This window comes from Thalassospira sp. MCCC 1A03138 (assembly GCF_002115785.1).
Classification (GTDB): Bacteria; Pseudomonadota; Alphaproteobacteria; order Rhodospirillales; family Thalassospiraceae; genus Thalassospira.
In genome coordinates this window covers 156,902-183,025 of record NZ_JFJY01000008.1, presented here as the reverse complement: position 1 = coordinate 183,025, position 26,124 = coordinate 156,902, and the positions used below count along the sequence as shown (strand labels likewise).

The following is a 26,124-nucleotide window of genomic DNA, read 5'->3' as shown; positions in this document are numbered from 1 at the left end:
GTTTTCCGCTCGGATGACGTTGGAAGAATTACGGGGTCGGATGAAGGGCGCGGGGCGCGCTGGCGCGTTTCATCCGGTCATTGATCGCAAGCCCAAGACCGGTATCGGGGATCGGCGCAATCGCGATCCCGTCAAAGCGCGGCTGATCGGCTTCGTGCAGTTTGGCAAACAGGTTGGCGGCGGCTTCGCGGTCATCACCGGTTTTCGAAAGCCACAGGACCTTGTCAAACCCCTTGGTCACGCAATCGCCAAAGGCCAGCAATATTTCATGGCCGTATTTCTTCTGATCCGGCGCATCGGCATTCAGCCGCACCGGAAGGCCGGGTGCATAATGGCTGGTCAGCATGCCGGGGCTTTTAGGCGCATTGTCGTCCGTTTCGGCCATCACGACGTCGCATCCCAGAACTTGCGCCACCTGATCACGCGTAATCCCGCCGGGGCGCAGCATCACCACCTGATCGGTGGTAAGATCAATCACCGTGCTTTCAAGGCCAACCCCGCACGGCCCGCCATCCAAGATCATGCCAATCGCATTGCCAAGGGATGCTGCCACATGGGCCGCCGTCGTCGGGCTGATCCGCCCGGATCGGTTGGCCGAAGGTGCTGCAATCGGTCGACCGACCGCACGTAATAATGCGCGTGCCATGTCATGTGCGGGGACACGCACCGCGATGCTTGGCAGTCCGGCGGTGGTCAGGTGCGAAACCGTGCTGTCATCACGTTTGGGCAAAACAAGCGTCAGCGCACCGGGCCAGAATGCCGCTGCAAGTTTATCGGCACGCGCATCAAAAATCGCATGTCTGGCGGCGGCATCGCGATCAGGGAAATGGCTGATCAGCGGGTTGAAGCTTGGCCGTTGCTTGGCGGCAAAAATGCCCGCAACCGCATCGTCATTGGTGGCATCCGCACCCAGCCCGTAAACCGTTTCGGTCGGAAACGCGACAAGCTCGCCCGCGCGCAACTTGGCCGCGGCCTGTGTCAGGGCACCTTCGGAATAGGGGCGGATCGTCAAAGCCGGGGACATCAAGCATTCCATAAAAAATATAGCCTTGTGAAATACCTAGCGACGATAGGGCTTAATGACAAGCTGGAACCGACTTTATCGCTGTTTGGATTGATCGAATGATCGTCCCGGTTTAGGGTGTCGGTCGCAGGAAGAACCCGATGATTGATCCGGGTTCGCACGTGGTGCGTGTCAAAGCCTGCATCCCTGATATCCGGCCTGCTGCAAACACCCGCACAGGTCCTCGAAACGGTGTAATCCATCGCAAGGAGGGCCTTTTATGCCTTTGCACATGCCATCCATTCCGCCGAAAATTGCCATACCGCTGGCGCTGATTAATCTGGCGTCCTTTGTTTCGCAGATCATCCAGATCGGCGTGATCGATACGCTTTTACCCCTGGCACTGACCAATGCCGGGCTGGGGGAACGGCATGGCGGCATGATGCTGTCGCTTTACTGGATTGCCGATCTGATCGGCGGGTTCTTTGTGGCGGCGGTTTTGCGCAAAACCCATCCTTTCATCCCGCTTCTGATCAGCGGCCTGTCATTCTTCATACTGATTGTCGTGGTGATGTTTGCGCCGCAATCGGCCCTTGTCCTGCCGGCAACCCTGTTTGCCGGGGTGGGGCTGATCCTGCGGTGGGTGGTGTGTGACGGCTTGATCGTGCAACTGGCTCCGCGCCATAAAGTTGGCCGGGTGGTTGGTTTTCATGAAACCCTGATGGGGCTTGGCATAGTTCTGGGGCCGATCCTGATTGGCTGGTTTGGGGATGACGCATTCGTCATGTCGGGCATCGCCCTTGCGGCGGCCATCATTCCGCTTTTCTGTGCCTTTGCCATGCCGCGCATTGAAATGGCATCGACCCAAAAGGGGGCCGGGGCAGCTTTCCGGCGCTGGATCGATCATTGGGATCTGGTGCTGATTGCCTTTGTCGCAGGGTTTGTCGAAATCTGCTTTTTGTCGGTCCTGCCGTTGCAATCGCAACGCGACACCGGGCTTGCCGATGCCGGCCTCTGGATGGCGGCAATATTTGTGTTTGGCTGTACGATCTGCCAGCCGCTTGTCGGCTATGTTTCCGATAAAAGCGGCCCGATCAAACTGGCATGGCTGTGCTTCGGGTTGCTTCTGGCGGGGGCGGTGCCGATGGCGCTTGCCGGATATGGCATCTTTGCCGCTGTCATTCAGTTCGCATTGGGGATTGCGGTGGCGGGGCTTTATACCGCTGCCGTCCTGATCGCGGCCAGTGGCCGGGGGCAGGGATATCAGATCGGCGTTCTGGTGATCGTCTCGCAAAGCTATACGCTGGGGGCCATTGTTGGCCCGTCGGCGGGGACGTCGCTTCTGGTGATGATCGGGAACTGGGCCCTGCCGGTTCTGGTTTTGCTTTCGGCGGGGATTTCGGTACTGCTTTTGATGATGCGCCGGGCCACACCGGCACCGGGAACCTAACCCCAAACAGCGCAGAGCCGCCATCTTGATGGCGGCTCCATTTTACGCTCTAGCCCGGTGGTCGCCCTGCAGCAGTGACCCGGACCGCGTCGCCGTGATTCCGGCGGCTATTTACGTCACCTACACGTTGTGTGGCGATAAAGATTGTATAGCAAAAAATACGCTCAAAGTCAATAAAACTGCGGTGTTTAGCTCTTTTGATATAGGCTATGAAATAGCGGCTGATGCCCGTTGCAGCGCATCAATGGCAAACTACTGATCGGGCTTTGCTATTCGTTTTGATGCCGCGTTCGCGAAATGATTTTCGAGGGAGCATAGCTGCTTTCGTCACCAAAAAATCGGGCAGCGTGCATAAGGCCGCTGCCCGGTTTTTCTATCTGACGTTGCTTGGAGGCATCGGATCAATTAGATGCCTCTGACCCGGGACAGGAATTCTTCAACCTCCCGTCCAAGGGCATCCGCCTGACTTGAAAGCTCTGACGATGCTTTCAGGACTTCGGCGGACATTTGCCGTGTATCGCGGGCCATCTCGGTCACAGACGCAATGTTATCTGAAACCTCTGATGTGCCGGTCGCGGCATGCTGGACATTTCGGGCAATTTCCTGCGTTGCCGAAGATTGTTCTTCGGTGGCTGCGGCAATCGCCGAAATCGCCTCGTTGATGGTGTGGATTTTGGTGCCGATCCCGGTAATCGCTTCAATGCAAAGCCCAACGGCGGTTTGCATGCCGCCAATCTGGCCCGAAATTTCCTCGGTTGCCTTGTGCGTCTGGGTGGCAAGGGTTTTGACCTCGTTGGCGACCACGGCAAAACCCTTGCCCGCGTCGCCGGCTCTTGCCGCCTCAATCGTCGCATTCAACGCCAGAAGGTTGGTCTGCGATGCGATATTCTGAATAAGCTCGACAACCTCGCCAATCTTTTCGGCCGCTTCCTTAAGGTCCGAGAACGATTGATTGGTTTGTTCAACTTCGTCAACTGCATCATTGGCCATGCGTGATGATCCATTGATCTGCTGATTGACTTCGATGATTGAGGCGCTCAGTTCTTCGGACGCGGCGGCAACGGTCTGCACATTGCCCGATGCCTCGCCCGATGCCTTGGCAACAACCTGTGTGCGCTGATCGGTGTTTTCGGCAATGGTGGACAATTGTTCAGCATTGCCCTGCATATCCCCCGATGCATGGCGAACGGCCTGCACGATCCTTGCTGATCCTTGTTCGAATGCACTGACCGCCTCGGCCAGTTTCTTGCCTTTCTCGATTTGCTCCTGCTGGGCTCTTTGCTGTGCCTGTCTCAGTTCTTCGGTCTGCAACGCATTTTTGCGCAACTCTTCAAGGGCCTCCGCCAGACGACCCAGCTCGTCAGGGGTGCCGGTTTCCGTGACCTTGGTTTTATAATCAGCCTGTGACAGGCGTTCGACATCGACCATAAGATGGCCAATCGGGGTTGAAAAACGCCGTAGCACGGATGCAATCGCAATCGCCGAAAGCCCAAGGGCGATGACAAGCCCGATGCTGACGGTCACAAGCCCGATATTTGCCGATGCTTTTTTGCTTTCCGCACTTAACACGGCCTCTTTCATGGCGGTGTGACCGATTTCAACAATCTGGTCAAACGGCCCATTGCAAAGGGCTGTATATTCGGTCGGCGGCATGGCTGGTGCCGTGCCACCATTCAAACCGGTATAAAGGGCATCGAGCTGCGTCTGTGCTGAAGCCGTCGCGCTTTCAGCTGCTTTTACTTCATTTAAAAGACGCTGTGGAATGCCCGGGCGGGCCATGACGGAATCAATCTCGTCCCACATAAGCTGATAACCGCCCTTAAGCTGGTTCCAACGTGCGAAGGATTCGGGGCTTAACGGCTCGTTTTTCGAGACATTCGGACGCAAAAGCGAACATTGGCTGCCAAACTTGTCGCGTACCATCCATGCCGCCCGGCGAACCTGGATCATTTCGCCGACAAACGGATCAAGCAGCCGAACATCATTTCCAACCGCAAGCGATACACCCAGAATGGTGTCAACGACGTTGCGGACTGAATCTGACCATTCCTTGACTTCGGGGACGCTGCGCTGGTCTTTGGGCCGCTTTGCCAGTGCATCAATATTTTCTTCAAGGCGGTTCTGTTCTGCCCACGCGGATTGAAGGTCGGAAATATATTTATCAACCCCGTCGACCTCGACATCTTCAAGAGCCGTCATGGCGGTGTCAAAACTCTGGTCGGCAATCGCGCGTGTCTCGGCAAAGGCCGCGGTTGGGTCGTCTTGCGACACTAACGCGGTCTGGGTGCTGGAAATCTGCTGCCTGACGCCAAGGACAGCGGAAAACAGCAGCTGATCTGCGCGGGTTGCATTTAGAATTTCCGATGCATTGTCCGATGCACGCCAGCTGACAAATGCCAGAACGCCGGTAACACTGACAAAGCCAATCAGCAAAAGGCTCTGCAAGGAAATGATCAGGCGCGAAATTGAATTCCGGAACATCAAAGTTCTCTCCCAAAGGGGGAATATCTCAACTCAAACGTATAGCGATTTTTCGGTGTTATACAGTTTGTGCCGCGGAATCGAATTTCAACCAGTGAACTGAGATAGCGTGCTTTTTTCCTTTTGCGAAGATTTACGCGTGATCAGCAGACGTGATCAATCATGCGATCACGCCTTGCAGAATGCGTAAATCGTCCCTTGATCCTGCAATGCGGAAAGTAACGAAGCTTAACCTTGGTGCTGAACCGGTACGCTTGGGCTGCGTGCGATGAAGAACGGATTACGGAAATCGGCCTTGCCATAGGCAAACCGGGTGCCATCCATATTCTCGACCACGCCACCCGCCGCCGCCAGAACCGCATGACCTGCCCCGATATCCCATTCCATGGTCGGACCAAGCCGCGGATAAAGGTCGGCCACCCCTTCGGCCAGAAGGCAGAGCTTAAGCGAGCTCCCCGCCGGGCGCAGTTCCTTGACCGCAAGATCACCCAGAAACGCCTTCATTGCGTCGGGATCGCCATGCGAACGTGACCCGACAACCACAACGCCGTCTTCGGGCATGTCGCGCACGGTGATGGCACGGGTTGTGTCATCAACATCGCCATTGCCTTCAATCAGCTTGGCACCATCCGGCCCGCCGTAATAAAGCTTTTCAATTGCCGGGGCATAAACCACGCCCAGAACCGGCGTGCCCTTGGCAATCAGGGCGATATTGACGGTAAACTCGCCGTTGCGTTTGATGAATTCCTTGGTCCCGTCCAGCGGATCCACCAGCCAGAAGAAATCGGTATCCCCGTTGACATCGGGAATGTCACCTGCGGCCGCACTTTCCTCGGACACGATTTTGACATCGGGGGTCAGGGCGCGAAGACCAGGCAGGATCACGGCCTCGGCGGCGTCGTCGGCCTCGGTCACCGGGGATGCGTCATCCTTGGACCGGACTTCGAAATCGGTGTCATAGATTTTCATCATGGCGGCACCGGCGCGGCGCGCAATTTCAATCAACCCGTTTTCAAGGGCGCTGGCATCGGCCGGAAGGGCAATCGTCATGGCAATCTCGTCTGGTTAATCTTTTGCGTGCAAAGGGCATAGGGAATTTTGCCCATCACGTCCAGTCTGTTCATGTGCCCTGAATATGGCGTTTCAATGTGGCCATCAAATCATCATGCAATGCCAAATGTCCCGGCAGGATCGGGCCATCATCGCCTGTCGGTGAAATACCGGGCTCGATCCTGTTTCGGGCAAGATCGGGCAACAGATTTTCGGTCAGTTCAACTAGGGTGATCGCGGTCGGGACATAGCCGGTTTGCGCTATCTCGTTCCACGCATCCGCATGGTCATGGCTTGCGAAAAACGGGCAATATCGGGTGCCATCATTGCCGGGGCACAACAGCCAGCCTTTATCATAAAACCCCCAAACCCCTTCCCACGCGATCACGCTTTCAATGAAATAACGATAACGGGCGTCACGGGCATTGATGTTGTCTGGTCCGGCAATGCTCATGGCATCGGGGGCGATTGCTGCCAGAAATCCCTGGGCGCGATGTCCTTGCCCGATATGCCGCGCGTGACAAACCGTTGGGCGCGCATGCGATCCGACCAGTGATCCGTCGAAAGCCCGGCCTTGCGTTTCAACTGCGCCACGAAATCCGCCGGATCGGGCAACTGTTCCCAGACCTGTGGCAGGAACAAGCCACGATGATTGCCATCCGACAGGATGATGCCATCCTCATGGGGTGTCAGTTTGGCGATCAGATCGGCCTCGTTTTCAAATGGAAAATCACGCGGCGGGGAGAGGACCGAAATCGATAATTCCAGATCGTCATTCAATTCATCTTGGCGAAGGGCCGGAAAACGCGGGTCGCCAAACCCGGCCTTGAAGGCATTTTCGCACAGATCCGTCGCAAGATCGCGATGCGCCATCACCGATCCGATACAGCCGCGAAGCTGGCCGGATTTCTTTAATGTCACAAAGCACGCACCCGGTTGCAGAAGTTCGGGCGAAATCGATGCCGGATCAATGCGAAGCGGCCCGCCATGCGTGATCCCGTGCCAGATCGATTGCCGTGCAAGGTCGATCATCGTCGCCCCATGATCGGCCAGAAGCCTATCGGTCGCGCCGACGAAAGACCCGTTCTCATTGTCAGAACTGCGCATCTTTTCCGTTCCCGCATAAACCGCCCACGCGCCATAGCCGACCACGCGCGATTTATCACCCGTGATATCGCCGGAATTACACATGCCAAGTGTCCTGATCCGCATGCTGCGCTTGCGGGCCGACATCAACATGCCCGCAACTGGCAACGCGCCGCACGCATCGCCGCTTGTGATGCTTTCGGCGTCAAACCGTTCGATCATTGCGCGCGTATTGTCGTCGATGCGTTTGGCGGTATCGTAATCATGAAAATGCGATAGGTCCGATGAAATCACGATCAGGGTTTCCGGCCCGCCCCACAGGGCCTCGATCACCTCATGCACCTGCCGTGCAGCACACCGGCTGACCAGCAGGGGCACAATCCCGATATCGGCATCTTCTCCAAACAATCGCTGGATAAACGGCAATTCGATCTCAAGCCCGTGTTCCAGCCGGTGCGCCTCGTCCAGAACCTGTACCTGCGGCCATGCAAGGGCGGCCTGCAACCCGGCCAGATCGCACCTCACATCGCCAAGCGGTGTCGCAAACCCGTCCGCCTTGGCAATCGCAATCCCCTGAAATGCCATGCGATGCGCCGGACCAATGATCACGATCCGTTTGACCGTGCCCTTTAACGCCCGAATCGTGGCAAAACCCAAACCGGCAATCGCGCCCGAAAACATCAGCCCGGCATGGGGCACAATAATCGCCTTGGGGATTGGCGTATCATTCTCCGTCTGGCTCTCGACCGCCGCATGGATCAACCCGTCAATCTCGCTGCGCAACATATCGGGTGCGGCGGGATAAAACGTTCCGGCAATGGCAGGAGGACGGATAATCGTCATGACGCTTCCAATGATGGGCTTCCTTTGAAAAAGATAGCGATCAGGACTACATATTAAAAGGACAAGCTAACAATCGTGAAGTCCCGTCAGGGTCCAAAACGCCATGAATGTCACGACCCCGCAAATCGATAGTGTTCTCGGCCGATACTGGCATCATCTTGAGGATGGTCGTATCCAGTGTGATGTCTGCCCGCGCTTTTGCAAGCTGAAGGACGGGCAGCGGGGCCTGTGCTTTGTCCGGGCGCGCGAGGGCGATCAGGTGGTTTTGACCACATGGGGGCGGTCATCGGGCTTTTGCATCGATCCGATCGAAAAAAAGCCGCTTAACCATTTCCTGCCCGGCACCCCGATCCTGTCCTTTGGTACGGCGGGCTGCAATCTGACCTGCAAGTTCTGTCAGAATTACGAGATTTCCAAGGCGCGTGAAATGGACAGGCTGGGATCGCTTGCGACGCCTGAAATGATCGCCAGAACCGCCAAGGAATATGGCTGTTCGGCAGTCGCCTTTACATATAACGATCCGGTGATTTTTCTGGAATATGCGGTGGATGTGGCGCAGGCCTGCCGGGAGGCGGGCATTCGCACCGTTGCCGTCACGGCGGGTTATATTGGCGATAAAGCCCGCGAGGAATTTTTCCGCCACATGGATGCGGCCAATGTCGACCTCAAGGGCTTTACCGAGGATTTCTATCACAAGCTTTGCTCCGCCCATCTGGCCGATGTTCTGGAAACCCTGAAATACCTTAAACATGAAACCGGGGTGTGGTTCGAGCTGACCAGTCTGGTGATTCCGGGCGAGAATGACAGCGACGCGGAATTCGATGAAATGACGTCATGGGTGGCGGGTGATCTTGGCCCCGATGTGCCGATGCATTTCACCGCCTTTCATCCCGACTGGAAAATGATGGATCATCCGCGCACCCCGCCCGCGACCCTGATCCGGGCGCGCGAGATCGCGATGAAAAACGGCATTCGGTATGCTTATGTCGGCAATGTCCATGACAAGGCCGGATCAAGCACCTTTTGTCATAACTGCGGTCACATCCTGATCGGGCGTGACTGGTATCAGTTATCGGACTGGAACCTTGATGCGCATGGGGCCTGCACTCATTGCGGCACCCATTGCGCAGGTGTGTTCCAACCATGCCCCGGCACTTGGGGGCCAAAGCGCCAGCCGGTGCGTCTGGCCGCGCCAACTGCGGGTTCGGCACCACCATCCTGATGGCGTTTTTGCTTCCATTTCGGGCAAAGCAGGCTAAATTGCCGCCAGTTTCGTTTGGACCCAAAATCACCCCATGAAAATCCGCAAAGCCAGCACCTCTGACGTCAGTGCCATTTTCTCCATCCGAAGCCGGGTGCGTGAAAACCACCTGTCAGTCGATCAACTGGCCGAACGCGGCATCACCAGGGCCGCCTTTGGCAAATGGATAGCTGATGGCTATGGCATGTGGGTGGCCGATCTGGATGGCGCGGCGGCGGGCTTTGCCATCGCCATCCCGCGCGAGGCGACATTATGGGCGCTGTTCGTTGATCCCGATTTCGAAGGTCGCGGGGTGGGCCGGGCCCTTTTGCGTGTGGCCGAGGAATGGCTGTTTGCCCAAGGCTGCAACGATATATCGCTGACCACCGATGCCGATCCCAAAATCCGCGCGCATGGCTTTTACGAAAGCCACGGCTGGCACTGCACCGGCGATGCGGACAAGGGGCAGGTCGAATACATCAAATCCAACCCGACCCTGTCGCTGTTTGATTTTGGTTGACGCCGTTCACTTCACCGGAATGCCGCGTGTCTTTTTCTGGCTTGGTCCCAGCAATATCGGCGCATAACCGATCAGAAATGCCAGCCACCCGCCCAGCCAGCATAAAGTCGCCGCCGCCAGAACCGGGATGTAAGCATCCGGGAACTGCCCGACCGAAAGCCGCAGCACGGTTGAAATCCACACAAGCCCGAACGCGGCGTTAAGGGCAGGGCTTGCGCGCAATTCCCGCCCGGTATGGCCAAGGGCTGCCCGACCGCCAATCGCGATGATCATGCAGGCCATCGCCCCGCCGGTAAGCCCGTGCAGGGCATCACGCGCCGCAATCACGTCCGGCCAGATATGGGCGATGCCAAACGCCGCCAATCCGGCAGGCACCCAGAAATAGGCGAAATGCAACATCGCGACCAACGGATCACGTAGCGTCAGATGCCCGCGCCAGCGCGCCATGCGAAACCCGTGCAACCCGGCCGTGATCAGCAATGCCGTGCCAAAGATGGTGCCATCCGTATCCACCATTCCGATTACGATGGTGATGGCAAGGGTCGCCAGACATACGCCATCAAACCACGTAAACATCACCGGCATCGAGGCATCCGGGCGTTCGCGTTGCAGCCAGTTGCGTGTAAAGGCCGGGATGATCCGCCCGCCAATCAGCGCAATCAGAAGCACGATCAGCAAAATCGCACTTTGGTAGATCACCATTGGCTCAAGCGCGATCAGGCCAAGCGCACTTGCGATAAACATCCCGTCAAGGGCGGTAATCAGCCCCAGAATGCCAAGGATTTTAAGGTTGCGATAATTCCGCCCCAGCACAAGCTCCCGCCCGGCAATCACGATAAGGGCGATGAAATAACCAAGCCCGCCGATAATGGTCAAGGCGGGCGGCAATGTCTCGCCAAAGCCAACCGTCAGCCGCGCGATGAGCCAGCACGCGGCAAGCCCCATCAGCAATCCGCCCGCAACGCCGGGCCGCCCCGTCCAGTTGGCAATCGCGGTTAGCAGGAACCCGCCAATCGCCGCCCCGCCAAAGCCGAAAATCATTTCATGCCCGTGCCAAAGCGACGGTGTGCCAAGCGACGGCGTCGGCACGCCATGCGCCATCCCCGCCACCCACCAGACCACGGCCACCACCGCAATAAGCCCGGCAAACAGAAACATCGGACGAAACGCGCCACTCCAGAATGGGTGCGGTGCGGGGGCGGGTTCGGATATCGAGATCGGCGTGGTTTTCGCATTCATCATGGCACCGTCAAACAAGCAGGGGACTAAGTTGGAACAGTTCCATCATAGGCCGCGATTGTGCGCCTGCCTTGACATTGAGCAATCGGCCAAAATCACCGTGGAAACACGTGGGTGGTCGTCATGGGCCTGTCACATCGGTAAAATCCCGCAGGTTTTTGAGCAATAAGCCTTTTCTTCGCCATTTAACGCGCTAGATTAGGGAAAGCATTCAAGCATCATCGGCGGGATTGCCGGTGCAGACACCACATATGCCCGAAACATGACAGGAGCCTTTTTCTCATGAAGATCACGTTCTCCGATCTCGCCATCCCGACCTCGGGCGCTGTGATCGCCTTTGCCACCGATGGCGGCGATCTGATGCCAAGTGCCGTGGCGCTGGACGAAGCAACCGGCGGCGCACTTGCCAAGGCGATCAAGGGATCGACCTTCAAGGGGAAAGCAGGGCAAAGCCTGCAGCTTCTGGCACCGGCCAATACCGATCTTTCGCGCATCATCGTGTTCGGGATTGGCAAGGAAGCCGAATTTGACGTGATCGCCGCCCAGAAACTTGGCGGCAATGTCACCGTGCGCGCCCTTTCGACCGGCGAGAAGGACGTGACCGTCCTGTTTGACATGGAAGGCATGGCCTGTGATTTCGCCACCGGTGCGATGCTGCGCGATTATCGTTTCGATAAATACCGCACCACCGAAACCAAGGAAGATAAACCGGTCCTGAAATCCATCGCGATTGCCGCACGCGATCACAAGGACGCCAAAAAACAGTTCGACAGTGCCAAAAAGGTCGTCGAAGGCGTGTTCTTCACCCGCGATCTGGTGTCTGAACCGGCCAATGTGCTGTATCCCGAAAGCTTCATGAAAGAAGTCAGCGCGCTTGAAAAGCTCGGTATCGAGATTGACGTGCTTGACGAAAAGGAAATGAAAAAACTTGGCATGGGCGCACTTCTGGGCGTCTCGCAAGGTTCGGCGCACAAGCCCTATATGGTTGTCATGCGCTGGAACGGAGGCAAGAAAAAAGACGCACCGGTCGCGTTTGTTGGCAAGGGTGTGACCTTTGATACCGGCGGTATTTCGATCAAACCGGCTGCTGGCATGGAAGACATGAAATTCGATATGGGCGGGGCCGGTGTGGTTTCCGGCCTGATGAAGGCCCTGGCCGGGCGCAAGGCCAAGGCCAACGTGATTGGCGTCATCGGCCTTGTTGAAAATATGCCGTCAAGCACCGCACAGCGTCCGGGCGATGTTGTGACCTCCATGTCGGGCCAGACCATCGAAGTCATCAATACCGACGCCGAAGGCCGCCTTGTTCTGTGTGATGCCCTGACCTATGTGCAGGAAAAATACGATCCGAAACTGATCGTCGATCTGGCGACGCTTACCGGCGCGATCATCATTGCGCTGGGCCATGAAAATGCCGGGCTGTTTTCCAACAATGATGAATTGTCCGCCCAGATCACCAATGCCGGTCTTGCGGTCAATGAAACCGTCTGGCGCCTGCCGCTGTCGAAGGCCTATGACAGCCAGCTTAAATCCGACATTGCCGATATGAAAAACGTCGGCGGTCGTCCGGCCGGTTCCATCACGGCTGCCCAGTTCCTGCAACGCTTCATCACCAAGGATCGCCCATGGGCGCATCTTGATATCGCCGCCATGGCCTGGGCGACGAAGGATAGCGAAGTCACGCCAAAGGGTGGCACGGGCTATGGTGTACGTCTGCTTGATCGCTTTGTTGCGGACAATCACGAAGCCTGATTTCACGGCGGTTTGACCACAAACTTGCGGGGCAGGGTGACGATCACCTTGCCCCGTTTTCATGTTCGCGATAGAAATCGACCATGGCTGACATCTGGTTCTATCATCTGACCGCGTCCCCGCTGGAACGTGCATTGCCGACCCTGCTGTCCAAGACATTGGAGCGGGAAAAACGTGCTGTCGTCATGACCGGAACCGAGGAAAGGATCGAGGCGCTCAACACCCTGCTTTGGACCTATGACGCCGCAAGCTGGATGCCCCATGGATCGAAATCCGATGGTGATCCGGAAATGCAGCCGGTATGGCTGACATCCGATGATGAAAATCCCAACGGGGCGCAGTTTCTGTTTCTGACCGACCGCGCGATTAGCGAAAAGATCGCAGATTATGAACGCGTCATCATGCTGTTTGATGACCGCGATCATGATGCGGTGGCCGAGGCGCGCACGCGTTGGAAAGACTGGAAAGACGCCGGGCACAAGCTGTCTTACTGGCAGCAGACCCCCCAAGGGGCATGGGAAAAAAAGGCCGAAAGCTGATCGGCTTTTACTATGCTTACGGCGTGCCCGTCCCCGATGTCACATTCTCAAACAGGATTTCCACCAGCGCCTTGGTGACGTCATTCTGGCTTAGTCTACCGTCCGCCATTTCATTGATTGCCGGGAAACTGTCCGCCGACAGGGCAAACAGCTTTGTCTGGATTTCAGATGCCCGCACCGGCCAGTCCGGATCGATTTGCGCCAGCCCCAACAACATTGCACGCGCCATCTGATCGGCATCACCGCTTTTGATTGCGTCCTGCACCTGCGGGATTTGCTTGGCCTCGGACGCGGCAACGTCAAGTGTTGCCAAAAGGTCGGCCAGTGCCTTTGCCTGAATCTGAATATCGGTCACCGGATAGTTCTGCTCGATATCGCGCAATGGCGTAACCGCGGCCGATGTGCCGTAACTCGACAGATAGGCAATCGCCCCGCCCAACTGCCAGCTTTCCCACTTTTTCCACGAACTTGCTTTAAGATCATCGATCATCGGGGCGGCGATGGTGCCGCCATATTGCCGGAAAATCTGGTCAATCGCCTGTGGGGCCGGGCGGCCGGTCACGCGCTTTGCTTCCTGTGTTGCAAGGTTCGCGATATCTTTCAGGGCCTGTTGATAGTCGCTTTGTGCAGTCATCGGAAAGCTCCCGTTTCATATGTCACGATATCACGCATCAACCGCTGTCCACCAGTTGGCATAGCGCGCATTGCCAAACGCCGCCTGACCGTTATAAGGCGTGCGCAATTCGTTCGTGCCGCAGTGAATTTCACCAAGTTCAACGTGATAGTCATTCCAGTCATCAATGAATTGGCAGGTGGGACCATTGACGATGGCAGCGATTTTCTGGGTCAAATCACGTTCAAAAAGATCATATCCGTGATGGGGGTTTGTATTGTCCTCGATCCACGGGCCGAAAGGCTTGGGGATCATCAGGCGGTGATTACCAACAAACATATTGGGCATGTCACCGGTCAAGGCACCGCACTGAAAACCGCCCTGTTTGCCCGGATAGACGTTAAAGCCGTTGTCACGCCCGATTGTCCAACCAGAAACCTTGTCTGCAAAGGTGAAGTTACCGGGGTTAAAGCCTTCCGGGAAGAAGATGACCGGAACCTTGATGATATCGGTATCAGCCAGATCAAATGCATTTTTCAGGACGGCAACATTCCTGGTGATGATTGTTTCAACGCCACCGATATTCCAGTTGCGTAGTTGCCTGTATGTGTAATTGCTGTGATCTCGCGGATTGGTTAAGGGGGCCTGGCCGTTGCCAAGAAAGGCGTTGATGGTTGCGCCAACATTGGTCCCGTTGATTTGCTGGCTTGCATAATTAAAGCGATTGTTGACAGGGTCCCACGCCGCACGATTGAGCACATTTGCTGCGCCATGTGCAGCCTGGGCGGCTGTCATAAGGCGATATGCCTCCGCCGGGCTCGCCACCAGAAGCTTCCACTTTTTGAAGGCATTGGCCGGATTATTATCCGGCACAAAGGTCATCATTTCATCGACATGACCAACCAGCAGCCAATCCGTGTCAAGAATGATCGGTGTTTGCATGTTCTGGGCGGCCATAAAGTCGCGGCTACTGGCATCGACCCTGTGATACCGGTTATGGCCATAATAAATCCGACCGTATCGATACGATGTGACTATGCCATTCGCCGTTTTCTGAACGGGTGGGGTCACGGCAATATTTCCCCCGGAATTAGCCGAAGTGATAGCATCTGCGCTTCCTGCGGCCGGATATGAAATGCCAACATTTGCGCTTAGCAATGTCTCATAAACCCAGTTTTGCAGGGGCCGCCAGCGGTGTGCCTTCATGAAAACATCCTTGTTTTCAACACCTGTGCCGTTGCCGGGCCATGAACAGTTACCCGATACAATAGTATCGCGCATCCAGCGGTCATCCCCGGCGGCAACGGTGACCCCGAGATAGTTTGCCCATACATTGCCGTTCAGATAGGGAACACCTGTTCGGGTTGCTGCGGTGGGAGCCCCAACCGTAACCGGGATAACCGGATTGTCTGCACCGGCTTCAGCGCCAAGTTCAATGCGAAACTGTGCATTGTTTGCGTTGGCGACATACATGCAGGCAACTGTTTGCAAATGGTGATTGCCGAGCCAGCGTGCGACGACAACCCGGTCAGCATACAGATAGGTCGGATTGCCAACACCCGTGACTTCTTCCTGGATCACATGCATGGCAATGCGAATCTGACCAGAAGTAAATCCGTTGCCTGCAAACCGGACAGCTTCAAGTGCAAAGAGTTTGGTCGCACCGACAGTGACAGTCGTGATCGGTGTAATGTCGGTCGTTTCAGGGCCGATGATTTCGGTGCTGTTATTCAGAATACCGTCGAATATCCGCAAATGTTGCCGGGCCGGGTTTTCGCCAAGGGTTCCGATAACGCTTAGCTGCAAGTTCCAACTGCCCGGAACGGCCGGTGCTCCGACATTCGGGCCAAGTGCATTTCGCCTGATTTCAAGACGGGAGGTACCGGTGAGAAGATCGTTGTTCCCGTTTACCCGCTGGTCCTGATTATCGGCATAGCCGACTGCGGTATTGTTACCGTCACGATTACAGTTGACCGGAATGATTGCGCCGACGCCTGCCACGCCATATGTGATGGCAGGTGGGGTGACCTGATTAAGAAGACCGGCATCATCCAGATTGCCGTCGCGATTGCGGTCGGTGTGAAGCGTATACCAGATAACATCGAGATTCTTGGCATTGGTGGCATCGCCATTCACAACAATGTTCTGTTGATCCACTGGGACGAACCCGGCTCCGCTGATCTTTAGCCGCCAAGTGCCACTCGCAATATCAAAGACATGGGAAACCGCGACATTGGGTATCAGAACCAAATCCTGTGTCTGCTGCGGATGGGCATCGCAGGTCAGCGAAACGTGCACTGTATTGAACGGGTAAACTCCGGCAGGGGCGGTGAACTGGACGGTATAATTTGCCATGACGTCCTCAGCGGCTGGTAGGGGCGGGTGATGGGCTGTCATTCATCGCATCGGCAATCAGAAGCCGCGCCTGAAGCGCGTTGTTCAGAATGGCAATCCGGTCATCAATGGTGCCAAGTCCGGTATCCTTCAGGATCGCACTTGCCCACGGTTGACTGGTGACATCCGGGCCTCCCGTGAATTGCACGGTGGCGTAATCGGTAATCCCGTCCGGCGTTTTGACGCCAAGCCTGATCGCGGCATCTCCTGCGGCCTTGCTCGCGACCGCCAGGCTGTCGGCGTCATATCCGCTAACCGCATCGGGGATGGTGATCTGCAGATAACCGGGCAGCGACGCGATCACATCATCAAGCGACGGCACCGGTGATGGGCTGGTGCTGGGGCCGGGCGATGGTGTCGGCGTTGGTGTGGGTTGCGGTTTCGGGCCACAGGGCGATGTCGGCAGGGCCGCAACCGCCTGTGCTTCCTGTGCCATCAGTTTCGCAACCTCATCGGCAAAGCGTTTCTCGGCCTGAAGGCGGCTGGCGGCACTCGCATCGAATTTCTGTTTGCTCATGATGCTCAGCGTCTTGAGCCGCTCGGTATCCTGCGCGCCAAATGCCGCGAGAAGATTGCCGACCTGCGGGGCGGCGTCGGCAATGCGTTGCGACAATGCCTTGGCATCCTTGCCGCTGGCCGCTGCGATCAGGGCATCGCCATCACGCGCAAGGTTCTGATCGTTGCTGATCTGCGCATTCAGGCTTTCAAGCTGCTTGGCGGTGCGAATGTCGATCTTGCTGCCGGTGATGGTCACACTGGTCGGGTATTGCGCCAGTGTTCGGGCAAGGTCGCTGATCCTGTCGGCATAGGCCATTTGTCCGGTCCCGCTTTGGTGAAGACGTCCTATGACGCCGACAGGCGGGGTTTGTGATGGGGTGTTAATACAAATATTTCGTGTTGATCATGCCCGTCTCATGCAAGCCATGCGTAAATTGCATGTTGATGGGGATTGATGAATGGCGCAGGGTTGGGTATACAGTCTCTATCGAACGCGCCGATTTGCTCCTCAGCTTGCGGGCGCGATAAAAATGCGGCTAAAGCGAGAGGGCGTGCACGCTCCGACATGTACGACCGCCTCGGGAATAGCCGCGGCGGTTTTTTTATGTTCGGAAAAGGTTGGGATCCATGATCAGGCTCTCGAACGTCCAGAAGACCTACCCCGCACGGCGCGGAAGCCCGGCGCATAAAGCGCTTCACGGCATCGATCTTGACATCGCGGCCGGTGAAATCGTGGGGGTGATCGGTCGGTCCGGTGCGGGGAAATCCACGCTTATTCGCTGCATCAATCTGCTTGAAGTCCCGACAGCGGGCAGTGTCATCGTTGATGGCACCGATGTCACGCAACTGGTAAAACGCGATCTGCCGCTGTTTCGCCGTCAGCTTGGCATGGTGTTCCAGCATTTCAATCTGCTGTCATCGCGCACGGTTTACGACAATATCGCCCTGCCGCTTGAGCTTGCCGGCGCCAGCAAGGCGGAAATTGCCGCGGCGGTTGATCCGTTGCTGCCGCTGGTCGGTCTTGAAGACAAGCGCGACCGTTATCCCGCCGAACTTTCCGGTGGTCAGAAACAGCGCGTTGGCATTGCGCGTGCGCTTTCAAGCAATCCCAAGGTCGTCCTGTGTGACGAGGTCACATCCGCCCTTGATCCGGAAACCACCCGCCAGATTCTCAGCCTGCTGCGTGACATCAACAAACGCCTTGGCCTGACCATGGTGGTGATCACCCATGAAATGGCCGTGGTCAAACAGCTTTGTGACCGGGTGGCGGTCATGGATGGCGGCGTGATTGTCGAGGAAGGCAAGGTTGACGCGATTTTCGCCAATCCGACCCACGCCACGACGCAATCGCTTCTGGCCGATGAATTCCTTGATTACCCGGCGCGGCCGAATGCGGCTGCGAACGCGAATACCGGGCAGGAGGCTTAATCATGTTTGCAACACTTGCACCGATCCTGCTTCAGGCAACGCTTGAAACCTTTTCGATGGTGATTTCTGCCCTTGTGCTTGGCACGACATTCGGCTTGCCGATTGGGGTGGTCCTGGCGACATCCGGGCGCGGCGAACTGTTCGAAGCCCCGCTGTTCCAGAAAATCATCGGTCCGATCGTCAATGCGACCCGGTCCGTGCCCTTCATCATTCTGGCCGTGGCGATCATTCCGTTCACCCGTCTGGTGGCGGGAACCTCCATCGGTACGGCAGCGGCGATTGTGCCCCTCACGGTGGCGGCCATTCCGTTCATCGCACGCATCATCGAAGGCGCGATCCGCGAAGTTGATGGCGGCCTTGTCGAAGCGGCCCAGGCCATGGGTGCACGCCCGTTTCAGGTGGTGACCAAGGTGCTGCTGCCCGAAGCATTGCCGGGCATCATTCACGGCCTGACCTTAACTGCGGTCACCCTGATCGGGTATTCGGCGATGGTTGGCGCGGTCGGTGCTGGCGGGCTTGGCGATCTTGGCATTCGTTACGGTTATCAGCGTTTCCGCCCCGATGTTATGGCGGCAGTTGTCATCACCCTGATTGTGGTGGTGCAGATGGTGCAAAGCTTGGGCGACTGGCTGGCGCGCAAGGCTGATAAACGCAATATCTGATCACTGTTTTCGTTTCTTCATCTTCTTTGAATTCCCGCAAAACACCACAGTAAACAAGGAGTTTTACCATGCGGTTTCTGCTTAAACTGACGGCTGCTGCCGTTCTGGCCGCCGCCCTGACCGGTCAGGCGCTGGCGAACGAGAAAATCAAGATCGGCGTCACCCCCGGTGCGCACGAAGAAGTCATGGAACAGGTCGTCAAGGTCGCGGCCGAAAAGGGCCTTGACATCGAAATCATCAGCTTCTCGGATTATGTCATTCCGAACCAGGCGCTTGATGATGGCGACCTGCAGGCCAACAGCTTCCAGCACAAGCCTTACCTTGATAACCAGATCAAGGATCGCGGTTATGACCTTTCGGTGGTCGGCTATAACATCCTGACCCCGATGGGCATCTATTCCGACAAGATCAAGGATCTGAGCGAGCTTAAAGACGGTGCCGAAGTCGGCATTCCGAACGACCCGACCAATGGCGGTCGTGCGCTTCTGGTGCTGCAGTCCGAAGGCCTGATCAAGGTCGATCCGGCAGCCGGCCTTTCGGTCAGCCCGCTTGACGTGATTGAAAACCCGAAAAACATCAAGTTCGTCGAACTTGATGCGGCCCAGCTGCCGCGTTCGCTTGCCGATCTGGATGCGTCGGCGATCAACACCAACTACGCACTCGAAGCCGGTCTGAACCCGATCAAGGATTCAATCGCGATTGAAGGCAATGACAGCCCGTATGCCAACGTGATCGTCACCCGCACCCAGGACAAAGACGCGCCGTGGGTCAAAACGCTGGTTGAATCCTATCACGATGATGCGATCCGCGAATTCATCGAAACCAAATATGAAGGCTCGGTCCTGCCGGTTTTCAAAATTTCTGAATAATCCCTGCGATTATTCAGAAAAAATTGCGCCCGCGCTCGAATCAGAGCGCGGGCGTTTTTGTTATATGCAGGCATGTGCACGATTTAACGCGGTTTAACCATATCGCTGATCGTGTACGACACCCGGTTTCTGATAAAAACCGGTTTAGTCCTGATCTCCTTTTGGTGGTTCTGGCGGCGCATTTTCGGCGATTTCCCCGTTCTCATGGTCGTTTTCGGGGCTGGGGCCGTTTTGGCGTGCCAAAAGGCGCTGATAGAACAGCCCGACACAGATCAGAACGACGCCAAGCCCGATGAAGGACAGCGCCCGCCAGATGCCTTCAAGGCCCGACATATCAAACAGGAACGCCTTGGCAACTGCCATAAAGACAAAGGCCGCCGATGCCATGCGGACATGCAGCGATCCACGCCACAACCCATAGGCCAAAAGCGCAATCCCAAAGCCCAGCCACGCCGCGGAATAGCTGTAAAGTTCCGGCGATGTCCACGGCTGATACATGCCGATATAACCGCCGTGGAAGAAATGGCGGATTTCAAAGGTGATCCAGCAAAAGGCCAGCAGGATCGATAGAACCCCTGCCGTCCGGCGATAGCTTTCCGGTTTGCCCCCCGAAAGCCGGGTCGCGAGAAGGCCGGTCAGGATCGCGGGCAGCAGATAGGCCGAAAGCAGCAGGTTAAAGAACAGGCCATTGCCGACAAACTCGCCACTCATCAACGGGTTGAGCAACAGCAGGTTCAGCATGCCGAGCATGAAGAACCCGGCAAAACCAAGCCCCAGAATGCACCGGGACATCACCGGGCTTGCCAGCGACCGGTCAAGCCGCTGCAAACCGATTGCCGCCGAAAGCGCCAGAAGGGACTGAAGGCTCCATTCCATCAGGGTATCGGGCATGGCATGGAAAACGCCATGATTGGTGGCGTGATGCAGGATCACCGCACCGGTCGCAAGGCTTGTGAAAATTGCAAGTCCTTCGAAAACAAGACGGTGGCGCACATCGCCGGACTGGCGAAGCATCCAGACACAGGCCCAGAATGCCAGCGCCGGACCGCCATAGCCCCAAAGCAATGCATTGAAAACCGGTGTGGTGCCAAGCTGATCAGCGGGAACAATGGTCGGCTGCCAGAAGATTGTCACAAGAACCAGACCGGCAATGCCAATCGCGGTTTTGGCAAGCCCCGGCAGGGGCCAGCGCCCGCCAACCCAAACGGTCGCAACCGCAAGGGCGGCAAGCCCCAGCGGCAGCCAGCCATCCCCCAGCAGGATGAACATCGCGGTGGCAATCATGCCGATGGTGCCCACCGTATAGGCGGCAAGCGCCCCGTCCCGGCCATGTGCGGTGGCGGGCATTCTGCGGTCGATGATGCTTAAGGCACCAAGGAACCCGGCCGCCAGCGCAAGTGCAAAACCGCCAAAGAACAAATCGACATCAAGAATATCACTACGCCAGAGCGCAATCAGGAACAGCCCGATCGGGCCCGACACCCCGGCAACCGCCATAAACAGGCGGGCGGTGGAAAATACCGCCCCGGCAGAGCCACCAAGACCAAGAATCAGGCCAAGCCCAAGCCCGGTCAGAAGGAAGGATTGCGTATCGGGCAGGACGGAAAATTTATCAATCGCATCGGTGATGATTGGCTGATCATACAGCAGCGGATCGATGGAAAGACGGATATCCCAACCCAGATAGCCAATCAGTGCCAATACTGGCGCACCAAGTGCAACCGGCCCCAGAACCGGGAACAGGGCCGCCGTCGCCAGCAGCAGGGCCAGCATGATCATCAGGGTCGCGGTGCCGGTCGCATCAAACCCGCTGTGATGAAGCAGATAAATCACAAGCCAGCCATTCCCGGCGACCATAAGCGACGATTTCCAGTCGATGTGTTCGGGAATCCGGGCGGGATCGCGGGGGTAAATGCCAATGGCATAGGTCGCAATCGCGGCCAGCAGAATGGCAATATCATAAACCGCAAGCGACGCCCCCATATCGGCCGGGGCGGCAAAGGCTAGAAGATGGCCCCAGACAAAACCCGCAATCGCGGTTGTCATGGCAAACCAGTGCCAGCCACGCAATCGCGCAATGCCATAGCTGCCTGCCGTGATGATCAAACCGTAAAAGGCCAGAACCCAGGGGGCGGGTTCACCCGACTGCACCATAAACGGCACGATGTAACTGGCCAGAAGCCCGGTCGATGCCACCAATGGCCCCTGCAAAAGCGAAAGTGCCAGCGTGCCCAGCGCCACAAGCGCCATCAGGACAAAGGCCATCGCCGGGCCGACCATGCCATAAAGCATATGGGCGGAAAAAACCGTGGCAAAGGCGGTGGTCGTCCCGGCAAGGGTCAGAATGCCCGGAATATAACCGGCATTGTTGCCGGTCTTGGCCGCAAGCAGGGCGGGCTGACGGCGAAGATATTCGCCAGTGCCAAACAGGGCCGCGGCAAACAGGGCCGCAAGCAGAATGCGTACCAACGGGCTAAGCAAACCGGCCTCGATGGAATAATGCACAAGGAAAATGCCACCAAACACCAGCGCGATGCCGCCGATCCACACCGCCCAGCGCGTGCCGATCTTTTCTTCAAAGCCGATGGCGCGTTTGGGGGCTGCTTGCGGCACGGTGCGTTGTGGTCTTGGCGCGGCCGCTGCTGGTTTTGCTGGGCGGGCGGAGGTGTCGGTCTTGGCCGGTTTTGCCTGATCAGCAGGATCAGCCGCGTCGGCTTTTGCTGTTTTATCCGGTGGGGCCGCAGCAGGTGTGACCGAAGGAGCCGGAGGCACCGACAGACCGGCTTTCAAAAGCCCGATCTGTTGTTCCAGCATTTGCAGTTTCTGTTTGAAACCGCGTATCCGGAAAAAAGCGATGATGCCCATGATCGCGCCGACCAATATGGTCAGGCTGAAGACACCTGTGAAAAACAGCTCCATGTAATCCTCTTTTTCGCATTGCTCGTGCGGGGGCGGATTTTTATCCGCGATTATTTCCGCCATCATAGCGCGAAAAAGAGAATTGTCTTGTCTTTACAGGAGTGTATGGGATTGCGCCCGTTTGATGGGGGCGGGGGATATTAATGGGTATTGCCCCAGCACCGATAAGGGGGAGGCAATACCCGTAAGGCAAATGTCAGAGCAGCCTGATCAGTGACAGCAGGAATGCACGGGTTGGTATTCCTCGTACTGATCATGCAGCTTGACCCAGTCCATCACTCCGTCCTCGTTACGGCCAAAGGGTGTCATGTCAAGGAAGGCGTGCGCCCCGATCAGGGCATCACCGGCGCGGGCGTAACTGGAATAGGTGTGGAAAATCTCGCCGCTGTCGGGATCACGGACAAAGACGCTTTCGCCGTGAAGGTCTTCCATATTGCCGGTATAGGGCGCGTAGTTATAGGTCGCGGTGCCGGATTTGACGTCATCAGGGCGAAACGACGCATCGAAATCGTAATTGAAATCCGATCCCGCCGAAGAAAACCAGGAGAAGTTCCAGCCCATCCGTTTCTTGAAATCCTTAAATTCCGCAAGCGGGGCCCGCGAAACGACCGCGAGTGTCACGTCATGATGTTTGAGATGGAGGTTGGCACCGTCAAAGTGATCGGCAAGGAATGAACAACCGACACAGCCCTCTTTCCAGCCGGGGCCAAACATGAAGTGATAGACAATAAGCTGGTTGCGGCCATCAAACAGATCGGCCAGCGATTTTTCACCGTCCGGCGTGTCAAAGACATAATCCTTGTCCACCCGCACCCATGGCAGGGCACGGCGTTCCTCGCACAGGCGGTCATAGGCGCGCATATGTTCCTTTTCCCTTGCAAGATGCGCCTTGCGGGCATCAAGCCATTCCGCGCGAGAGACGATTTCGGGGCGTTTCATCATATTCTCCTTGTTGATCGGTTGGCGCGCTGATCAAAAGGCAATGCAAATACGTGTCGTCCGGGAAATGGGTGGGCAATTCAAGCAGGCATCAGGCACCGATCAGTTGGGGCAGGCCATTTTACCGGCCATATGTCCATCCGATCGGATCTGACTTACATTCCCTCGCAGGCCTGTTTTTGCATCTCAGCGTTAGTACCGGTTTTGTGATTGCAGTTGGCATAGATAAAGCTGTCATGACCGGTGCGGGGATATGCATCGGGTCTGCCATGGTCCCAAATCGTACGTTTCAGGGACCAGTCGACCTTTGCGGTCCCGCATTCGGTGGTCCATTCGGGGGAATTTTCCGACCCATGGCGTTCTGCCACGACTTCGGCCCCGAACCAGTCAGCCAGACGGGCAATGCGTTTATTGTCGCTGGCCGTAACGCCCATGATCGACGCAAGATCAAGCTCGCGGAAACCAAAGGCGATCATCATCGTGCTGGCCTCGATGGCTGCGCGGTAACGCCCCCAATGGCTCGGCGACAGCTCGATCCCGAAAATCGCGCTATCCACCGGCAGGTCCTTGCCACGCAGGCCGACACAGCCAAGCAGATCGCCCGACGATTTATCAAAAATCCCGACCTGAAAATTGCGCCGCGGCTGTTCTTCCTGCCATGCAAGGAACCGGTCAAACAGCGCATTGCTGCTGGCGCGCGTGCCGTCGTTATCAGCAGTACCGTAAAGGGCGCGATACCGTTCATCCATCTGATAGGCGACAAACGCCGCCCGATCCGAGGGCGTGAAATCGCGCAGGATGAAACGCTTGCTTTCAAGTCTTGGGGGGAGTTCCGGACTTCGCATTGTGATTACTCCACATTTCCGGTGGCGCAGGCTGCCTGTTTGATGGCCGGGTCGTAAGGGGTATCGCCATTTACCCCATCGGTCCCATCATCGTTATTTGTGTCACAACGCGCATCGCGCAACGCGAACAGGGTGCCAATCGCCGATAAAACCATCAAAATTGTGCAGATAATCGAAATAACCTGCAAACCGTCCGTAAAGGCCGCGCGCGCCAGTGGCAAAATGTCCGATGATATTGTCGCAGGAAGATCGTGCAATGCATTGACCGCCCCGCCCAATGTGCTGCGGATGGCGTCTGCGGCCTCGTTCCCGATCCAGGTCGGTACGGCTTCGATCATGACATCGCGATAGATCGCGGTACCGACACTGCCCAGAATGGCGATGCCAAGCGCACCGCCAAGCTCCGCACTTGTTTCCGACATCGCCGCTGCCGATCCGGCCCGATCAGACGGGGCCGATGCCACCACCATATCCGTACAGATCATCGCAACCGGCGTAATGCCAAGCGAGAAGATCGTCGCACCAGCCACAAGGACATAAAGGCTGACGACGCTGCCCGGCCATGACAGCATGCCAAAGCCAGCCGCGGTCAGGATCAGGGCACCGGTCATCACCTGTCCCGGTTTGAACCGGCCCATAAGGACCGGCGCCCCCATCGAGCCGACAATACCGGCGACAGTTGCGGGCAACATCGAAAGCCCGGCTTGGATCGGCGTAAGGCCGATGACCAGTTGCAGGGCCTGGGACAGGAACAGGAAATAAGCCATACCGGCAAAGATCACCGCGGTCTGAATGACGATGGGAAGTGCGATGGTTTTCTGTTTGAGCAGATCAAGATCCAGCAATGGATCGGCAAGCTTGCGCTGACGGCGGATGAAAACCCATGCGCCAAGCAGGCCAAAGACAAGGGCGGCAAGCGCATCACTGCCAAAGCCATAGGCGGCAATGACCTTGACCCCGTAAATGATCGCCAGAACCGAGCCAAGCGACAGGGCAGCACTGAACAGGTCAAGCCGGCCAAAGCTTTCTGCCTTGTGTTCGGGCAGAAGGATCGGGGCGACAATCAGCAAAAGCCCCATCACCGGCACATTGAGCAGGAAAACAGCGCCCCACCAGAAATAGCTGAGAACAAGTCCGCCCAGAAGCGGCCCGGCAGCGGTGCCGACCATGAAGGTCGTCATCCATGCGGCAATCGCAAAGGACCGTTCCTTGTCATTGTGGAACATGGACCGGATCAGCGACAGGGTCGAAGGCATCAGCGTCGCCCCGGCAATGCCCAGCACACCCCGGGCGAAAATCAGCATTTCCGGCGTATCGGAAAAGGCGGCAAGTACGGAGGCCGCACCAAAGCAGCCACCGCCGATCATCAGCAATTTACGCCGACCGATCCGGTCACCCAGGGTGCCCATGGTGATCAGCGACCCGGCAATGAAGAAGCCATAGATATCGACAATCCAAAGCAACTGGTCACTTGTCGGGTTCAGGCTTGCGGTCAGGGCCGGTACGGCAAGATGCAGAACCGTCATATCCATCGCGATCAGAAGGCACGGCAGGGTCAGCACCAGAAGGCCGATCCATTCGCGGCGGGTGGCCTTGTTGTCGGTCTGGGCGGTATCGTCGGTTGGTGACGCGACGGGGCTATTCGGGGCGCTCATGTCTTGTGTTTCCAGTATTTCTTATGGTGGCGCAGGCCGCAATGGATTGGGGCATCGCGGAATTTATTATGCGGTTGTTCTTCGGCGTGATGTTGGGAT

Annotated in this window: 20 protein-coding genes and 1 pseudogene; 8 read left to right on the top strand and 13 right to left on the bottom strand. The window is 56.9% G+C overall.

Annotated features, from left to right (window positions below; genetic code table 11):
* Positions 1-28: 28 nt before the first annotated feature.
* Positions 29-1,024: an L-threonylcarbamoyladenylate synthase gene (locus TH468_RS16745; RefSeq protein WP_210402258.1), complete on the bottom strand. Its 996-nt coding sequence runs from the start codon at positions 1,022-1,024 to the stop codon at positions 29-31.
* Positions 1,025-1,283: 259 nt separating this feature from the next.
* Here TH468_RS16745 and TH468_RS16740 point away from each other — a divergent pair, with 259 nt between their 5' ends.
* On the top strand, positions 1,284-2,453 hold the full coding sequence (locus TH468_RS16740; RefSeq protein WP_085645738.1) for an MFS transporter: 1,170 nt from the start codon (positions 1,284-1,286) through the stop codon (positions 2,451-2,453).
* 405 nt (positions 2,454-2,858) lie between these two features.
* On the opposite strand, the gene TH468_RS16735 is transcribed toward TH468_RS16740, so the two are convergent.
* The 4 genes from TH468_RS16735 to amrB form a co-directional block, all read right to left on the bottom strand.
* Complete coding sequence (locus TH468_RS16735) at positions 2,859-4,934, bottom strand: methyl-accepting chemotaxis protein (RefSeq protein WP_085645737.1); 2,076 nt, start codon at positions 4,932-4,934, stop codon at positions 2,859-2,861.
* Between the two features lie 228 nt (positions 4,935-5,162).
* A complete protein-coding gene (gene cysQ, locus TH468_RS16730; protein WP_085645736.1) occupies positions 5,163-5,984 on the bottom strand; it encodes a 3'(2'),5'-bisphosphate nucleotidase CysQ in 822 nt (273 codons plus the stop codon).
* 70 nt (positions 5,985-6,054) lie between these two features.
* Positions 6,055-6,438 carry a DUF2750 domain-containing protein gene (locus TH468_RS16725; protein ID WP_085645735.1) on the bottom strand — a complete coding sequence of 128 codons (384 nt, stop codon included), beginning with the start codon at positions 6,436-6,438 and terminating at the stop codon, positions 6,055-6,057.
* Positions 6,435-7,913: an AmmeMemoRadiSam system protein B gene (gene amrB, locus TH468_RS16720; RefSeq protein ID WP_085645734.1), complete on the bottom strand. Its 1,479-nt coding sequence runs from the start codon at positions 7,911-7,913 to the stop codon at positions 6,435-6,437. The genes TH468_RS16725 and amrB overlap by 4 nt, the downstream gene beginning before the upstream one ends.
* A 103-nt stretch (positions 7,914-8,016) precedes the next feature.
* Here amrB and amrS point away from each other — a divergent pair, with 103 nt between their 5' ends.
* Together amrS and TH468_RS16710 are read left to right on the top strand one after the other, a co-directional pair.
* Positions 8,017-9,135: an AmmeMemoRadiSam system radical SAM enzyme gene (gene amrS, locus TH468_RS16715; protein WP_085645733.1), complete on the top strand. Its 1,119-nt coding sequence runs from the start codon at positions 8,017-8,019 to the stop codon at positions 9,133-9,135.
* 73 nt (positions 9,136-9,208) lie between these two features.
* Positions 9,209-9,673 (top strand): GNAT family N-acetyltransferase, encoded by a 465-nt coding sequence (locus tag TH468_RS16710; RefSeq protein WP_085645732.1) that lies wholly within the window; start codon positions 9,209-9,211, stop codon positions 9,671-9,673.
* A gap of 6 nt (positions 9,674-9,679) precedes the next feature.
* Here the strand turns inward: TH468_RS16710 and TH468_RS16705 are convergent, their stop codons facing one another.
* The gene (locus TH468_RS16705) at positions 9,680-10,915 is read right to left on the bottom strand and encodes an NnrS family protein (protein ID WP_085645778.1); all 1,236 of its coding nucleotides are present in this window, start codon (positions 10,913-10,915) and stop codon (positions 9,680-9,682) included.
* A 279-nt stretch (positions 10,916-11,194) separates the two neighbouring features.
* Between TH468_RS16705 and TH468_RS16700 the strand changes: the two genes are divergently transcribed.
* Positions 11,195-12,664 (top strand): leucyl aminopeptidase, encoded by a 1,470-nt coding sequence (locus TH468_RS16700; RefSeq protein ID WP_085645731.1) that lies wholly within the window; start codon positions 11,195-11,197, stop codon positions 12,662-12,664.
* 83 nt (positions 12,665-12,747) lie between these two features.
* Positions 12,748-13,203 (top strand): DNA polymerase III subunit chi, encoded by a 456-nt coding sequence (locus TH468_RS16695; RefSeq protein ID WP_085645730.1) that lies wholly within the window; start codon positions 12,748-12,750, stop codon positions 13,201-13,203.
* Between the two features lie 16 nt (positions 13,204-13,219).
* On the opposite strand, the gene TH468_RS16690 is transcribed toward TH468_RS16695, so the two are convergent.
* The 3 genes from TH468_RS16690 to TH468_RS16680 are packed head-to-tail and all read right to left on the bottom strand — an operon-like array spanning position 13,220 to position 17,024.
* Complete coding sequence (locus tag TH468_RS16690; protein ID WP_085645729.1) at positions 13,220-13,837, bottom strand: hypothetical protein; 618 nt, start codon at positions 13,835-13,837, stop codon at positions 13,220-13,222.
* A 30-nt stretch (positions 13,838-13,867) separates the two neighbouring features.
* Positions 13,868-16,171: a protein-arginine deiminase family protein gene (locus TH468_RS16685; RefSeq protein WP_168177167.1), complete on the bottom strand. Its 2,304-nt coding sequence runs from the start codon at positions 16,169-16,171 to the stop codon at positions 13,868-13,870.
* A gap of 7 nt (positions 16,172-16,178) precedes the next feature.
* Positions 16,179-17,024 (bottom strand): hypothetical protein, encoded by an 846-nt coding sequence (locus TH468_RS16680; protein ID WP_085645727.1) that lies wholly within the window; start codon positions 17,022-17,024, stop codon positions 16,179-16,181.
* Between the two features lie 311 nt (positions 17,025-17,335).
* Here TH468_RS16680 and TH468_RS16675 point away from each other — a divergent pair.
* From TH468_RS16675 to TH468_RS16665, 3 genes and pseudogenes are all read left to right on the top strand, one after another.
* Positions 17,336-18,064 (top strand): annotated as a pseudogene (locus tag TH468_RS16675) (methionine ABC transporter ATP-binding protein); the annotation flags it as partial.
* Positions 18,065-18,138: 74 nt separating this feature from the next.
* Entirely contained in the window at positions 18,139-18,798 is a 660-nt protein-coding gene (locus tag TH468_RS16670) for a methionine ABC transporter permease (protein ID WP_085645725.1), read from the top strand.
* A gap of 68 nt (positions 18,799-18,866) precedes the next feature.
* A complete protein-coding gene (locus TH468_RS16665; protein ID WP_139834745.1) occupies positions 18,867-19,667 on the top strand; it encodes a MetQ/NlpA family ABC transporter substrate-binding protein in 801 nt (266 codons plus the stop codon).
* A gap of 144 nt (positions 19,668-19,811) precedes the next feature.
* Here TH468_RS16665 and TH468_RS16660 read toward each other — a convergent pair whose 3' ends face one another.
* The 4 genes from TH468_RS16660 to TH468_RS16645 all read right to left on the bottom strand — a co-directional run bounded on the left by TH468_RS16660 (position 19,812) and on the right by TH468_RS16645 (position 26,025).
* On the bottom strand, positions 19,812-22,586 hold the full coding sequence (locus TH468_RS16660; RefSeq protein ID WP_168177166.1) for a DUF2339 domain-containing protein: 2,775 nt from the start codon (positions 22,584-22,586) through the stop codon (positions 19,812-19,814).
* A 210-nt stretch (positions 22,587-22,796) separates the two neighbouring features.
* A complete protein-coding gene (locus TH468_RS16655; RefSeq protein WP_085645776.1) occupies positions 22,797-23,525 on the bottom strand; it encodes a thioredoxin family protein in 729 nt (242 codons plus the stop codon).
* Between the two features lie 155 nt (positions 23,526-23,680).
* On the bottom strand, positions 23,681-24,370 hold the full coding sequence (locus TH468_RS16650; protein WP_085645723.1) for a GNAT family N-acetyltransferase: 690 nt from the start codon (positions 24,368-24,370) through the stop codon (positions 23,681-23,683).
* Positions 24,371-24,375: 5 nt separating this feature from the next.
* Positions 24,376-26,025: an MFS transporter gene (locus tag TH468_RS16645; RefSeq protein WP_085645722.1), complete on the bottom strand. Its 1,650-nt coding sequence runs from the start codon at positions 26,023-26,025 to the stop codon at positions 24,376-24,378.
* Positions 26,026-26,124: the final 99 nt, after the last annotated feature.

Bases quoted from the DNA above. Each gene is read 5' to 3' on its own strand.
- TH468_RS16645 (WP_085645722.1), bottom strand. From the start codon at position 26,025: ATGAGCGCCCCGAATAGCCCCGTCGCGTCACCAACCGACGATACCGCC.
- TH468_RS16710 (WP_085645732.1), top strand. From the start codon at position 9,209: ATGAAAATCCGCAAAGCCAGCACCTCTGACGTCAGTGCCATTTTCTCC.
- TH468_RS16695 (WP_085645730.1), top strand. From the start codon at position 12,748: ATGGCTGACATCTGGTTCTATCATCTGACCGCGTCCCCGCTGGAACGT.
- TH468_RS16660 (WP_168177166.1), bottom strand. From the start codon at position 22,586: ATGGAGCTGTTTTTCACAGGTGTCTTCAGCCTGACCATATTGGTCGGC.
- TH468_RS16670 (WP_085645725.1), top strand. From the start codon at position 18,139: ATGTTTGCAACACTTGCACCGATCCTGCTTCAGGCAACGCTTGAAACC.
- TH468_RS16690 (WP_085645729.1), bottom strand. From the start codon at position 13,837: ATGACTGCACAAAGCGACTATCAACAGGCCCTGAAAGATATCGCGAAC.
- amrB (WP_085645734.1), bottom strand. From the start codon at position 7,913: ATGACGATTATCCGTCCTCCTGCCATTGCCGGAACGTTTTATCCCGCC.
- TH468_RS16665 (WP_139834745.1), top strand. From the start codon at position 18,867: ATGCGGTTTCTGCTTAAACTGACGGCTGCTGCCGTTCTGGCCGCCGCC.
- TH468_RS16725 (WP_085645735.1), bottom strand. From the start codon at position 6,438: ATGAGCATTGCCGGACCAGACAACATCAATGCCCGTGACGCCCGTTAT.
- cysQ (WP_085645736.1), bottom strand. From the start codon at position 5,984: ATGACGATTGCCCTTCCGGCCGATGCCAGCGCCCTTGAAAACGGGTTG.
- TH468_RS16745 (WP_210402258.1), bottom strand. From the start codon at position 1,024: ATGTCCCCGGCTTTGACGATCCGCCCCTATTCCGAAGGTGCCCTGACA.
- TH468_RS16700 (WP_085645731.1), top strand. From the start codon at position 11,195: ATGAAGATCACGTTCTCCGATCTCGCCATCCCGACCTCGGGCGCTGTG.
- TH468_RS16685 (WP_168177167.1), bottom strand. From the start codon at position 16,171: ATGGCAAATTATACCGTCCAGTTCACCGCCCCTGCCGGAGTTTACCCG.
- TH468_RS16705 (WP_085645778.1), bottom strand. From the start codon at position 10,915: ATGATGAATGCGAAAACCACGCCGATCTCGATATCCGAACCCGCCCCC.
- TH468_RS16735 (WP_085645737.1), bottom strand. From the start codon at position 4,934: ATGTTCCGGAATTCAATTTCGCGCCTGATCATTTCCTTGCAGAGCCTT.
- TH468_RS16650 (WP_085645723.1), bottom strand. From the start codon at position 24,370: ATGCGAAGTCCGGAACTCCCCCCAAGACTTGAAAGCAAGCGTTTCATC.
- TH468_RS16655 (WP_085645776.1), bottom strand. From the start codon at position 23,525: ATGAAACGCCCCGAAATCGTCTCTCGCGCGGAATGGCTTGATGCCCGC.
- TH468_RS16680 (WP_085645727.1), bottom strand. From the start codon at position 17,024: ATGGCCTATGCCGACAGGATCAGCGACCTTGCCCGAACACTGGCGCAA.
- TH468_RS16740 (WP_085645738.1), top strand. From the start codon at position 1,284: ATGCCTTTGCACATGCCATCCATTCCGCCGAAAATTGCCATACCGCTG.
- amrS (WP_085645733.1), top strand. From the start codon at position 8,017: ATGAATGTCACGACCCCGCAAATCGATAGTGTTCTCGGCCGATACTGG.